The sequence below is a fragment of the Streptomyces adustus genome, from assembly GCF_009377175.1.
In the GTDB taxonomy this organism is placed as follows: domain Bacteria; phylum Actinomycetota; class Actinomycetes; order Streptomycetales; family Streptomycetaceae; genus Streptomyces; species Streptomyces adustus.
Genome location: NZ_VJZD01000277.1, coordinates 1 through 11,990 on the forward strand (window position 1 = coordinate 1; position 11,990 = coordinate 11,990).

Annotated in this window: 12 protein-coding genes; 6 read left to right on the plus strand and 6 right to left on the minus strand. The window is 74.3% G+C overall.

Annotated elements, in window-relative coordinates:
• Positions 1-14: 14 nt before the first annotated feature.
• A complete protein-coding gene (locus FNH09_RS39475; protein WP_152894692.1) occupies positions 15-737 on the minus strand; it encodes a GntR family transcriptional regulator in 723 nt (240 codons plus the stop codon).
• A 206-nt stretch (positions 738-943) separates the two neighbouring features.
• Between FNH09_RS39475 and FNH09_RS39480 the strand changes: the two genes are divergently transcribed.
• The 5 genes from FNH09_RS39480 to FNH09_RS39500 all read left to right on the plus strand — a co-directional run bounded on the left by FNH09_RS39480 (position 944) and on the right by FNH09_RS39500 (position 5,436).
• Positions 944-2,263 (plus strand): MFS transporter, encoded by a 1,320-nt coding sequence (locus tag FNH09_RS39480; RefSeq protein WP_152894693.1) that lies wholly within the window; start codon positions 944-946, stop codon positions 2,261-2,263.
• Between the two features lie 95 nt (positions 2,264-2,358).
• Positions 2,359-3,156, plus strand: a complete 798-nt coding sequence (locus tag FNH09_RS39485; protein WP_152894703.1) for a putative hydro-lyase — start codon at positions 2,359-2,361, stop codon at positions 3,154-3,156.
• Between the two features lie 20 nt (positions 3,157-3,176).
• Positions 3,177-3,935 (plus strand): LamB/YcsF family protein, encoded by a 759-nt coding sequence (locus FNH09_RS39490; protein WP_152894694.1) that lies wholly within the window; start codon positions 3,177-3,179, stop codon positions 3,933-3,935.
• Positions 3,932-4,549 (plus strand): 5-oxoprolinase subunit B family protein, encoded by a 618-nt coding sequence (locus FNH09_RS39495; protein WP_152894695.1) that lies wholly within the window; start codon positions 3,932-3,934, stop codon positions 4,547-4,549. Before FNH09_RS39490 ends, FNH09_RS39495 begins: the two co-directional genes overlap by 4 nt.
• Complete coding sequence (locus tag FNH09_RS39500) at positions 4,546-5,436, plus strand: 5-oxoprolinase subunit C family protein (protein ID WP_152894696.1); 891 nt, start codon at positions 4,546-4,548, stop codon at positions 5,434-5,436. The genes FNH09_RS39495 and FNH09_RS39500 overlap by 4 nt, the downstream gene beginning before the upstream one ends.
• A gap of 56 nt (positions 5,437-5,492) precedes the next feature.
• Here FNH09_RS39500 and FNH09_RS39505 read toward each other — a convergent pair whose 3' ends face one another.
• From FNH09_RS39505 to FNH09_RS39525, 5 genes are all read right to left on the minus strand, one after another.
• Positions 5,493-6,368 (minus strand): SGNH/GDSL hydrolase family protein, encoded by an 876-nt coding sequence (locus tag FNH09_RS39505; protein WP_152894697.1) that lies wholly within the window; start codon positions 6,366-6,368, stop codon positions 5,493-5,495.
• Positions 6,365-7,531, minus strand: a complete 1,167-nt coding sequence (locus tag FNH09_RS39510) for a glycosyltransferase (protein WP_152894698.1) — start codon at positions 7,529-7,531, stop codon at positions 6,365-6,367. The genes FNH09_RS39505 and FNH09_RS39510 overlap by 4 nt, the downstream gene beginning before the upstream one ends.
• On the minus strand, positions 7,528-8,700 hold the full coding sequence (locus FNH09_RS39515; protein WP_152894699.1) for a glycosyltransferase family 4 protein: 1,173 nt from the start codon (positions 8,698-8,700) through the stop codon (positions 7,528-7,530). The genes FNH09_RS39510 and FNH09_RS39515 overlap by 4 nt, the downstream gene beginning before the upstream one ends.
• 594 nt (positions 8,701-9,294) lie before the next feature.
• Positions 9,295-10,713, minus strand: a complete 1,419-nt coding sequence (locus FNH09_RS39520; protein ID WP_152894700.1) for a HEAT repeat domain-containing protein — start codon at positions 10,711-10,713, stop codon at positions 9,295-9,297.
• A 322-nt stretch (positions 10,714-11,035) separates the two neighbouring features.
• Positions 11,036-11,428 (minus strand): ankyrin repeat domain-containing protein, encoded by a 393-nt coding sequence (locus FNH09_RS39525; RefSeq protein ID WP_152894701.1) that lies wholly within the window; start codon positions 11,426-11,428, stop codon positions 11,036-11,038.
• Positions 11,429-11,783: 355 nt separating this feature from the next.
• On the opposite strand from FNH09_RS39525, the gene FNH09_RS39530 reads away from it, so the two are divergent.
• On the plus strand, positions 11,784-11,978 hold the full coding sequence (locus tag FNH09_RS39530; RefSeq protein ID WP_152894702.1) for a hypothetical protein: 195 nt from the start codon (positions 11,784-11,786) through the stop codon (positions 11,976-11,978).
• Positions 11,979-11,990: the final 12 nt, after the last annotated feature.

Genomic DNA, 11,990 nt, shown 5'->3' on the forward strand with positions numbered 1-11,990 from the left:
CACCGTGGCCCCTCTCACACGAGCCCCGCGGCGGCAGCCCCCTGCTCGCCCTCCCCGACCCTGCGCCGGTACACCTCCACCACTCGCTCCAGCGAATCCGCGAGGTAGACCTCCAGCAGCTTTTCGGCCTCGTCCTTGTCCCCGCTCTCCAGCGCCCGGAGGATCTGGCGGTTGCGGGCGAGGTAGGGCTCGTGCAGCCGCCTGGGGTCGTCCACGACGTGGAAGGCCAGCCGCAGCTCGGCGAAGACGCTGCGCATCAGTTCGTCGGTGCGCTCGCTGCCGGCCAGGGTGACGAGTTCCCGGTGGAAGTGGATGTTGGCCGTACCCACTGCTTTCCAGTCGTTCTCGGCGACCGCCGACCGTCCCTCGGCGACCGCCGCGGCCAGACCCTGCACCGCGTACGGCGGCTCCCCCAGACCGCGCACGACGGCGCACTCCACGAGGATCCGGGTGCGGTAGATGTCCTCGACGTCCTCGACGGTCAGGACCCTGACGAAGACGCCCCGGTTGAGCTCGTGGACGAGCAGGCGTTCATGGGTGAGCAGCCGGAACGCCTCGCGCAGCGTGTTGCGCGAGACCCCGAGCGCCCCGCCGATGCTGTCCTCCGACAGCCGGGTCCCCGGTGGGAAATAGCCGTCGGCGATGCGGCTTCTGAGGATGTCGGAGACGCGTTCGGCGGTGCTGGTGCGCCCCAGGAGCGCGCGGTCGTCGGCCAGTCCCGTCAGCTGCTCTGCCATGCCCGGAATTGAACCGCAGACACCAGAACGAAACAACATGGGTATTGAGGGATCGTTGAACAATCCTCTACGGTGCTCGGCACGGCACGACGACGCACGGCACCACACGGCACGGCACGGCACGGCACGGCAACGCTCAGCACGACAACGCACGGCATGACACGGCTCACCCCAGCACCCCTCCGTCATCCCTCTGCGAGGTGCCCATGAGCACGACCCCTCCCCCCGAGGCCCTGGCCACCGACAACCTCACCACCACGGGTGAACGCGCCGTCGACGGCGGCGCGTCGGGCTGGCTGCGCGCTCTCGGTCCACGCGGCCGCCGCGCCTTCGCCGGCGCCTTCGGCGGCTACGCGCTGGACTCCTACGACTACTTCGCCCTCCCGCTGACCATGGTCGCGCTGGCCGCCCACTTCGGCCTGGACAGCGGTCGGACCGGTCTGCTCACCACCGTCACGCTCGTCGTCTCGGCCGTCGGCGGCGCCCTCGCGGGTGTCCTCGCGGACCGGGTCGGCCGGGTCCGGGCGCTCATGGTCACGGTGCTCACCTACGCCGTGTTCACCGTCGCCTGCGGCTTCGCACCCGACTACGAGACCCTGCTGGTCTTCCGGGCCCTCCAAGGCCTCGGCTTCGGCGGCGAATGGGCCGTCGGCGCGATCCTGGTGGCCGAGTACGCGAGCGCCCGGCACCGCGGCCGCACGCTCGGCGCGGTCCAGAGCGCGTGGGCCGTGGGCTGGGCACTGGCCGCGGTCGTGTACACCCTGGTCTTCTCGTTCCTCGGCGACGACCTGGCCTGGCGCGTGATGTTCTGGACCGGCGCCCTGCCCGCCCTGCTGGTGGTGTGGCTGCGCCGCCGGGTGCAGGACGCGCCCGAGGCGGCCGCGGCGCGCGAGCGGAACCCGCGGCGGGGGTCGTTCGCCGCGATCTTCCGGCGAGGCACGGCCGACACACCGGGCCTGCTGCGCACGACGGTCTTCGCCGGACTGCTCTCCACCGGCGTCCAGGGCGGCTACTACACCCTCGCCACCTGGGTTCCGACGTATCTGAAGTCGGAGCGCGGCCTGTCGGTCGTCGGCACCGGCGGCTATCTGACCTTCCTGATCTCGGGCGCCTTCGTCGGCTACCTCACCGGCGGCCAGCTCACCGACCGGCTGGGCCGCAGGCCCAACATCTGGCTCTTCGCCCTCCTGTCGGCGGTGTGCGTCCTGGCGTACGCCCACATCCCGGACGGCGCCGACACACTGCTCCTGGTGCTCGGCTTCCCGCTCGGCTTCTGCATGTCGGCGATCTTCAGCGGCTTCGGCTCGTACCTGAGCGAGCTGTACCCGACGGCCGTGCGGGGCACGGGCCAGGGCTTCACGTACAACACCGGCCGCGCCGTGGGCGCCGCCTTCCCCACCACGGTCGGCTTCCTCGCCGACAGCTGGGGCGTGGGCGGCGCGCTGGTCTTCGGCGCGATCGGCTACGGCATCGCGGCACTCGCGCTGCTGGGACTGCCGGAGACGCGCAGGAAGGAACTCCTGTGAACCGTACGCAGAACCCTCCATGGTCTGGTACCACGGACCGTCCCTCGCCCACCCCGACGGACCGTCTTCCCTCGCACGGCGCCACGGACCGTCCCCTGCTCCTCGCCGACGAGCACGCGCACGCGTGGAGCCCGAGAGCCGCCCGGGACCGCTTCCGTGACGGCCTGTCGGGGCCGACGGCCGGGGTCGCGGCCGGCCACACCCAGGTCAACCTGATCTCGGTCCCCGCCGACTGGGCGTACGAGATGCTGCTGTTCTGCCAGCGCAACCCCAAGCCCTGCCCCGTCCTGGACGTCACGGACGCCGGCTCGTGGACCACCGTCCTCGCGGACGGCGCCGATCTGCGCACCGACCTGCCGCGCTACCGGGTGTGGCGGGACGGCGAACTGGTGGACGAGCCGACGGACGTCCGCGCGTACTGGCGCGAGGACCTGGTGTCGTTCCTGATCGGATGCAGCTTCACGTTCGAGTGGGCGCTGTCCGAGGCGGGCGTCCCGATCCGGCACATCGAGCAGGGCCGCAACGTCCCGATGTACGTGACGAACCGCCGGTGCCGCCCGGCGGGCCGGCTGCACGGGCCGCTGGTGGTGTCCCTGCGCCAGGTGCCGCCGCAGCACCTGGCGGCCGCGATCCGGGAGAGCAGTCTGCTTCCGGCGGTGCACGGCGCCCCGGTGCACTGCGGCGATCCGTCGGGGCTCGGCATCGCGGACCTGGCCCGGCCCGACTTCGGCGACCCGGTGGACGCCGAACCGGACGACATCCCGGTGTTCTGGGCCTGCGGGGTGACAGCGCAGGCCGCGGTGGTGGCCTCGCGGCCGCCGTTCGCGCTGACGCACGCACCGGGACAGATGTTCCTCACCGACGCCCGCGACGAGCAGTACCGCGTGGCCTGAACAGGAGAGACGTGACATCCATGACCTCCATCGACCTCAACGCCGACCTCGGCGAGGGCTTCGGCCGCTGGCGGCTGACCGACGACGAGCAGTTGCTGTCCGTCGTCACCAGCGCCAATGTGGCGTGCGGCTTCCACGCCGGGGACGCGGCCACCATGCGACGGGTGTGCGCGCAGGCGGCCGAGCGCGGGGTGGCGATCGGCGCGCAGGTCTCCTACCGGGACCTGGCCGGATTCGGACGGCGTGCGATGGACGTGCCGGCCACCGAACTGGCCGCCGAGGTGGCGTACCAGATCGGTGCCCTGGAGGTCTTCGCCCGCGCGGCCGGCGCGCGCGTGGCGTACGTCAAACCGCACGGCGCGCTGTACAACCGCGTGGTGCACGACGAGGAGCAGGCGCACGCCGTCGTGGACGGCGTGCGCCTGGCCGACCCGGCGCTGCCGGTGCTCGGACTGCCCGGTTCGCGCCTGCTGGAACTGGCCGCCAAGGCCGGGCTGCCGACCGTCGCGGAGGCCTTCGCGGACCGCGCGTACACCGAGGAGGGCACCCTCGTGCCGCGCGGCCGGGACGGCGCGGTGGTCACCGACGCGGCGGCGGTCGTGGAGCGCTCGGTGGGCCTGGCCCGCTCCGGCACGGTCACCGCCCACTCGGGAGTGCGTATCGAGGTACGTGCGCGGTCGCTGTGCCTGCACGGCGACACGCCCGGTGCGGTGGACCTGGCCCGGCAGGTCCGGCGGCGGCTGGAGGAGTCGGGCGTGCGGGTGGAGGCGTTCGTATGAGGGCGCTGCCCGTGGGCGAGGACTCGCTGCTCGTCGAGGTGTCCTCGGGCGAGGAGGCCCAGGCCCTGCACGCCGAGCTGGTGCGCAGGCGGGCGCAGGGGCTGCTCGTCGTCCGCGAGATCGTCCCGGCGGCCCGTACGGTCCTCCTCGACGGGGTCGCCGCGCCGGACCGGCTGGCCCGCGAACTGGCCCGCGCCGAGCTGCCTGCCGCCGTCCCGCCTGCCACGGAGGTGGTCGACATCCCGGTGCGCTACGACGGCCCCGACCTCGCGGACGTCGCCGCGCACTGGGGTGTCGGGGCGTCCGAGGTGGCCCGTATCCACACGGCGGTGGAGTTCCGGGTCGCGTTCTGCGGCTTCGCCCCCGGCTTCGGCTATCTCACCGGCCTGCCGCCGGGCCGCGAGGTCCCGCGGCGTGCCACGCCGCGTACGGCCGTGCCCGCCGGGGCGGTGGCGCTGGCCGGCCCGTACACGGGGGTGTACCCGCGGTCGTCGCCCGGCGGCTGGCAGCTGATCGGCCGTACGGACACGCGGCTGTGGGATCCCGCGCGGGTGCCGGCCGCGCTGCTGTCGCCGGGCACCCGGGTGCGCTTCGTCGCGGTGGAGGGCGCATGACGGACCGCGCGCTCGCCGTCGTACGGGCCGGGGCCCTGACGACCGTGCAGGATCAGGGACGTCCCGGGCACGCCCACCTCGGGGTGCCCCGCTCGGGGGCCCTCGACGGGCCCGCGGCGGCGCTCGTCAACCGGCTGGTCGGCAACCCGCCGGAGGCGGCCGTCCTGGAGACCACCCTGAACGGCTGTGCGCTGCGCCCGCGTTCGGCGGTCACCGTGGCCGTGGGGGGCGCGCCCTGCCCGGTCACGGTGGACGGGCGGCCGGTCGCCTGGGGGGCGCCGGTACGGGTGCCGGCCGGGGCGCTCCTGGACGTGGGGGCCGCCGTGCACGGCGTGCGCAGTTACGTGGGCGTCGGCGGCGGAATCACCGTCGAGCCGGTCCTCGGCAGCCGCTCCACGGACCTGCTCTCGGGGCTCGGCCCGCCGCCGCTCACGGACGACTCGGTGCTGCCCGTGGGCCGGGCCGCCGGTCGGTACGCGCGCGTGGACGGCGCTCCGCAGCCGAGGCCGCCGACGGAACTCGTCCTGCGGGTGTCGCTCGGCCCGCGCGACGACTGGTTCACCCCGCGGGCCGTACGGGCCTTCACCACCGGCACCTACCGGGTGTCGGCGGCGAGCAACCGCATCGGCCTGCGTACGGAGGGGCCCGCCCTGGAACGGGTCCGCCCCGGTGAACTGCCCAGCGAGGGCATGGTCCTGGGCGCGGTCCAGGTGCCCCCGGACGGGCGTCCCGTGGTCTTCCTGGCGGACCACCCGACCACCGGGGGCTACCCGGTGATAGGGGTCGTGCGGGCCGCCGACCTCCCGGCGGCCGCGCAGGCGCTGCCCGGGATCCCGGTCCGCTTCGTGGCCGTGCGCCGGCGCTCCGGGGGCCCGGGGCCCGGCTGACCGCTCCCGGCTGCCCCGCCGTCTCCGGGCGGGCGGCGGGAACGGCCGGACCGGCCCTACGCCGCGTCCACCTGATCGACCGTCGACAGCGCGGCAAGTGCCGTGGAGACCGCCGCGGAGGCCCGCAGGTCGAGCCGGGCGCTGGTGCCGCGGGCCCGGTGGCGCATCTCGTCGGCGGCCAGGGTGAGCAGCTGCGGCAGCAGGTCGGTGCACCGTCGCATCACCCAGGCGGTGCCCGCGGTGGCCAGCCACAGCAGGCTCGCCGATCTGGTCGGCGCGGGGAACTCGGGCTCGGGCGAGGGCGCGGCCCCCGTGGCGACGCCCGCCTTCGCCAGCAGGTCGTGGAAGCTCACGGCCAACTGCCGGTGGCCGCGCTCGCCGGGATGCAGCCGGTCCGAGCTCCACATGGCGCGGTCGGTGAGCCACTCCTCCTCGGAGGCGTGCAGATGCACCGCCCCGTAGCGCTCGGACAGCGCGTGCACCACGGCGTTGACCGCGCGCTGCCGCCGGGCGAGCGGCCGGGCCAGCGCACCGGGGAGCCGGAGCATCGATCCCGGGTCGGGCAGGCAGGCCGTGAGCAGGACCGCGTGCTGGGCGGTGAACGCCGCGTACACCTTGTCGAGCCGTTCGGCGACGGCGTGGATGTCGAAGGTGCAGCGCAGCGTGTCGTTGACGCCGATCACGACGGACACCACGTCCGGCTCCAGCCGGAGCGCGTCCTGCGTCTGCCGTTCCAGCACGTCGCGCGTCTGCGCCCCGCTGACCGCGAGGTTGGTGAACTCCACCGGCCCGTCGGCCAGTCCGTCGGCGAGCAGCGCGGCCCAGCCGCGCCATTTCGCGGCGTCCGCCGGATCGCGCACCGGGTCGCCCAACGGGTCGCCCACGCCCTCGGTCAGCGAGTCGCCGAGGGCCACGAAACGGACGGGTCTCATGCTGCGCCCTCCGGCACGGCGGGACGCGTGCGGACCGACGGTACGTGAGCGTCGTGTGCGGCCAGGAACGCCTCGACCGCCGCGTCCCAGCCGAAGCACTCCGCACGCGCGCGTGCCACTTCGCGCCGCTCGGCCTCGGACCGGGCGAGGAGGGTCTCGACGGCGTCCGCGAAGGCCTCGCCGCTGTCGGCCGCGGTGGCGCCGGCCGCCCCGATCACCTCGGGCAGCGCGGAGGACGCGCTCGCCACCACCGGGGTGCCGCACGCCATCGCCTCCAGCGCGGCCAGCCCGAAGGTCTCGGCGGGGCCGGGGGCCAGCGACACGTCGGCGGAGGCCTGGAGCGCGCCGAGCAGGGAGCGGTCGGCGACGTGCCCGAGGAAGGTGACGGGCAGTCCCCGCTCCTTGGCGCGCTGCTCCAGACGGGGCCGCAGGGGCCCGTCCCCCGCGACCACGAGCACGGTCCGCCGGCCGCGCCGCAGCAGCGCCTCCAGAGCGTCCAGCGCCGTGCCGGGGCGCTTCTCCACGGACAGCCGGGAGCACATGACCAGCAGTGTCTCGTCCTCGCGCGCGTGCAGGTCGCGCACCGCCGGGTCGCGCAGCGAGGGATGCCGCTGCACCAGGTCGACACCGAGCGGAGCCCGTACGACGTTGCGGGCGCCGATGCGGTCGAACTCCCGCTCGGCGAACTCGGTGGTGCACACCACGCGCGCGTAGGTGTGCGCCGTCCGCACGTTGAGGGCGTCGGCGGTGCGGCGCGCCGCCCGCTCCGACAGGCCCCAGGTGCGCAGCACCCCGTCGGCGGTCTCGTGGGAGACCATCACGGCCGGGACCCGGGCGCGCCGCGCCCACCTGCCGGTCCACCGCAGGGTCGTACGGTCGGACACCTCCAGCCGGTCGGGGCCGAGTTCCTCCAGCAGGCGGGCCACGCGTCGGCGGTCGGTGAGGACGCGGTAGCCGCCGGTGCCGGGCAGCAGCGGGCCGGGCAGGGTGATCACCCGGCCCTGCTCGGTCTCGCTGTCCGTGTGCCGCTCTCCGGGGACGATCAGGACCGGCTCGTGTCCTGCTGCCTTGAAGCCCTTGCCCAGCTCGCGCAGCGCGGTGCGCAGCCCGCCGGAGGCGGGGGCGACGAAGTTGGCGAGCCTGACGATGCGCAACCCGCTCATGCCGCCACCACCGGCTTCCGCTTGCGCGCGGCCAGGACGTCCGCGTAGTGCCCGATGAGCAGGTCGCCGACGGCCGCCCAGGTGCGGCCCTCGACCGTGGCGTGTCCGGCGGCGCCGTAGGCGGCGCGCCGGGCGGGGTCGGCGGCCAGCGACGCCACCGCGTCCCGTACGGCGTCGGCGTCGCGCGGCGGCACCAGCAGCCCGGTGCGGCCGTGGTCCACCAGGTCCAGCGGCCCGCCGGCCGCGGGCGCCACCACGGGCACGCCGCTGGCCATGGCCTCCTGCACGGTCTGGCAGAAGGTCTCGAAGGGTCCGGTGTGCACGAAGACGTCCAGGGAGGCGAAGATCCGGGCCAGGTCGTGGCCGGTCCGGCGGCCCAGGAAGACGGCGCCGGGCAGCGCCTCGCCGAGGCTCGTGCGGCTGGGCCCGTCGCCGACCACCACGACCCGTACGCCGTCCAGGCCGCAGACGCCGGCCAGGAGCTCGACCTGTTTCTCGGGGGCGAGCCGTCCGACGTAGCCGACGATCAGTTCGCCGTTCGGGGCGAGTTCGCGCCGCAGTTGCTCGTCGCGGTGCTCGGGGCGGAAGCGGTCGGTGTCCACCCCGCGGGGCCACAGCTTCACCCGGGGCACGGCATGGGCCTCCAGGTCGCGCAGGGCCGCGCTGGACGGGGCGAGGGTGAGGTCGGCGGCGGCGTGGACGGAGCGGATGCGCCGCCAGGCCGCGGCCTCGCCCGCGCCCATGTACGTACGGGCGTATCCGGCCAGGTCGGTCTGGTAGACGGCCACGGCGGGCAGGCCCAGCCGGGCGGCCGCCGCCATGCCGCGGACACCGAGGACGAAGGGACTGGCCAGGTGGACGATGTCGGCGCGGTGCTCGCTGATGGCCGCGGCGACCCGTCGGCTGGGGAGGGCCACGCGGACCTGGGGGTAGCCGGGGAGCGGTAGGGAAGGGACGCGGACGACGGGGCACGGCGCGTGGGCGTCGGGCCCGCTGCCGATGGCGGCTCCTGCCTGTTCGAGCGGGGCCGTGAACTTGGGGGAAGTGGCCGGAGCGACGACAACAGGAGCGTGACCGCGAGCGACGAGGTGCCGGGCGGTCTGGAGCGCGCAGTGGGCCACGCCGTTCACATCGGGGGGAAAGGATTCGGTCACGATGACGACACGCATACGGGTGTTCTCGCCGTGCTGGACGTGGTCGCGACAACGTGGATCTTTCCGAACGAGGAACGTCCCATGAGCGTTGCGCTGCACACCCGAGCAGGCCAGGCCGCGTCCATGTGCCCCTGGTCCGCGGGTCATCCGCCGTTCATACGACGCGCCGTACCGCGCGGCGCGTCCGATCGGGACCCGCCCGGGTCACCGCACCGGAACCACCGCCCCGATCCGGGCCGGGGGCACGAAGCCCACCGCCCCGGTCCGCCCCGGCCGGGGCGGCCGGGGCGGACCGGGAACCGGAGCGGGACCACGGGCCGGAGCGGGACCACAGGCCGGAGCGGGACCGGAAACCGAAGCGGCACCGGGAACCGAGGCAGGACCGGGAACCGGTGCGGGACCACGGACCGGAGCCGGACCGGGAACCGGAGCGGGACCACGGACCGGAGCCGGACCGGGAACCGGGGCGGGACCACGGACCGGAGCGGGACCACAGGCCGGAGCGGCACCGGGAACCGAAGCGGCACCACGGGCCGGAGCGGCACCGGGAACCGAAGCGGGACCGCGGGCCGGGGCGGGACCGCCCGCGTCGGCGCGGTCCCGGCCGGTTCACATCGCTGAGGCGTCCGGGCCGATGCGGCTGCGGACGGCCGTCTGGACCTCGTCCTCCTCCGCCGGGTCCGCGGCCAGTCGGCGCAGGCGCTCCACCACGCGCGCGTCACCCGTCTCGGCGTGCCGGGCGGCGACCTCGCGGGTGGACTCCTCGCAGTCCCAGAGGCACTCGACGGCGAAGCCGACGGCGAAGGCCGGGTCGGTGACGGCCAGCGCCCGTGCGCAGCGTCCCCTCAGGTGGGACGAGGCCGTCTCGCGGTAGATATGGCGCAGGACGGGGGCCGCGCAGGCGATGCCGAGCCGCCCGGCTCCGTCGACGAGGGTCCACAGGGTCGGCGCGTCCGGGCCTTCGCCGCGCACGGCGTCGCGCAGGGCCCCGAGGACCAGGTCGCTGTCCTGGGCACCGCCGCGGCAGGCGAGCACGCGCCCGGCCGCCGCGCCGAGCTGATCGGGCCGACGGGCCCAGCCGCGGGCGCGGTCGACGACGGCGGCACCGCGCATGCGTTCGAAGGCGTCGACGGCGGCCTCGACGACGGGCGTGGAGCCGGTGGCCACGGCCCCCTCGATCAGGTCGAGGGCGTCGGGATCGTCGCGGTCGGCGAGATAGCGCAACGCGGTGCAGCGGGCGCCGTCGTCGCCGTCCCGGGCGGCCTGGAGGATCTCGGGCCGGTCCTCGGGACCGGCCACGGCGACCAGGCAGCGGGCGGCGGGCACATGCAGGGCGGCGCCCCGTTCGAGGCCCTGCTGGGCCCACTCGAAGACGGCGCGCACGCTCCAGCCCGGCCGGGGGCCGCTCGGCCGCATCTGGCGTTGCCATCGGTCGAAGCAGCCGGCCTCGTGGGCGGCGCGCACACGGGCGGAGACGTACTCGCGCGGATCCTCGGCCCACAGCCGCCAGGGCCGGGGCTCGAAGGCGTCGCGGACCACGGCGGCCAGCTCGGCCTCGCCCTCGGCGTCGGTGGCGAACCGCGCGAGGACGGGGGCGGCCAGGGCGCGCAGGCCGGCGTCGTCGTCGCGCAGGGCCAGCTCGTCCAGGGCCCAGGCCCAGTTGGAGCCGGTGGCGGCGTATCTGCGCAGCAGGTCGAGGGCGTCCCGCCGACCGTAGGAGGCGAGATGGCCGAGCACGGCGAGGGCCAGCCCGGTGCGTGACTCGCCGGTGTCGAAGGCGTCCTCGGCGTCGAAGAGATGGGCCTCGATCGCGCCGAGGTCGCCGTCGAGATCGAGATGGAGACGGGCGTAGTAGAGGGAGCGGTTCTCCACCTGCCAGTCGTGGCGGGGGTCCCGCAGCACACAGTGGTTCAGGGCCGCGAGCGCTTCGGCGCGCGGGGCGGTGAGCGCGTGCAGTGTGCCGTCGCCGCGCCCCCGCTGGAGCAGGCCGAGCAGCGTACCGCTGGGCGCTATGACCGGATCGAACATGGGAAACAGCCTCACATCAAGCGTCGACGCAACCGGGGACGTGCATTACCTGGCCGCGTGACAACACGTCGGGGCGCCCGCCGCTTCCTGCTTGCTGTAGACCATTTTCCTCTGCCTCTCGTCGGTGGCCCATGCGGACCGCATCACGGCCCGCGCGGTGCGGCAACGTCTGCCCAGCCATCGCGTCCGTGAATCACGTCGTCATGATGACTCGGCACTTCCGTCTGCCGCGACCGAAATTTCCGGCGGCCCCGCTCCGCCTCCCCGTCTGGTGTGTCGTGTCCGGTCAGGAAACCCGTCCCGGCTGCTCAACGCGGTCGGATCAGGTCGCGCCGAACAGTTCCAGCAGCTCCGCCTTACCGAACATGCGCGCGGTGTCGACGGCGGACGGAGTGCCGGCCGTCGGATCGGCGCCGCCCTCCAGAAGGGCCGTGACGACCTCCGTCCCGCCCTTGAAGACGGCGCCGGCGAGCGGGGTCTGACCCCGGTCGTTCACCCGGTCGGCCGCCGCCCCGCGGGCCAGCAGCGCGCGCACCGTCTCCGCGTGACCGTGGTAGGCGGCCAGCATGACCAGGCAGTCGCCGCGGTCGTTGGTGAGGCCGGCCGGCACGCCCGCGTCGACGTACGCCACGAGTTCCTCGGTCCGGCCCTGCCGAGCCAGGTCGAAGATCCTGGTCGCCAGTTCCACGACCTCGGGGTCGGGGACATCGGTCATCGGCCTGACCACCTCTCGCTACGGACGTCGGGGACTGTGGGACCCACGCGTCTGCGGACCCGCGGGCCGCGGAACCCGGGCCCCGCGGGGAGCAAGCCTACGGCCACGAGTGATGCGGCCGTACGGGTGATTCGCCAGGGTACTGGCTCGGCTGACACATGACCGGGCCCGCCGGGGCAAAGATCCCCACAGGACCCGTTCGACGCAATCCTCCTGCTCAGGCGGCCCATCAGACCTTCCGCCGACCGAGGGAAATCGCTCAGATTTCACCCAGTTGCACCTTTTATCCTATGGATACATCCTGTGATTCTGGAAGTACTCATGGTGACTGTCCCCACGAACCAGGAGAGCTCAAATGATCCTGTCCATCTCAGGTGTGGTCCTGCTCGGCATCGTCGTCTTCCTCTTCTTCCGCAAGGACGGGCTCAAGCCGTCGCACTGCCTGGCGTCCACCCTGTTCGGCTTCTATCTGGCGAGCACCGCCATCGCCCCCAGCATCAAGGCCGGCGGAGAGAGCCTGGCGAGCCTCCTCGGCGGCATCAAGTTCTGACCGCGCCCCTCC

Excerpts from the sequence above, each read along its gene's own strand:
- FNH09_RS39475 (WP_152894692.1), bottom strand. The coding sequence starts at position 737 with ATGGCAGAGCAGCTGACGGGACTGGCCGACGACCGCGCGCTCCTGGGG.
- FNH09_RS39525 (WP_152894701.1), bottom strand. The coding sequence starts at position 11,428 with ATGACCGATGTCCCCGACCCCGAGGTCGTGGAACTGGCGACCAGGATC.
- FNH09_RS39490 (WP_152894694.1), top strand. The coding sequence starts at position 3,177 with ATGACCTCCATCGACCTCAACGCCGACCTCGGCGAGGGCTTCGGCCGC.
- FNH09_RS39520 (WP_152894700.1), bottom strand. The coding sequence starts at position 10,713 with ATGTTCGATCCGGTCATAGCGCCCAGCGGTACGCTGCTCGGCCTGCTC.
- FNH09_RS39495 (WP_152894695.1), top strand. The coding sequence starts at position 3,932 with ATGAGGGCGCTGCCCGTGGGCGAGGACTCGCTGCTCGTCGAGGTGTCC.
- FNH09_RS39510 (WP_152894698.1), bottom strand. The coding sequence starts at position 7,531 with ATGAGCGGGTTGCGCATCGTCAGGCTCGCCAACTTCGTCGCCCCCGCC.
- FNH09_RS39505 (WP_152894697.1), bottom strand. The coding sequence starts at position 6,368 with ATGAGACCCGTCCGTTTCGTGGCCCTCGGCGACTCGCTGACCGAGGGC.
- FNH09_RS39480 (WP_152894693.1), top strand. The coding sequence starts at position 944 with ATGAGCACGACCCCTCCCCCCGAGGCCCTGGCCACCGACAACCTCACC.
- FNH09_RS39515 (WP_152894699.1), bottom strand. The coding sequence starts at position 8,700 with ATGCGTGTCGTCATCGTGACCGAATCCTTTCCCCCCGATGTGAACGGC.
- FNH09_RS39500 (WP_152894696.1), top strand. The coding sequence starts at position 4,546 with ATGACGGACCGCGCGCTCGCCGTCGTACGGGCCGGGGCCCTGACGACC.
- FNH09_RS39530 (WP_152894702.1), top strand. The coding sequence starts at position 11,784 with ATGATCCTGTCCATCTCAGGTGTGGTCCTGCTCGGCATCGTCGTCTTC.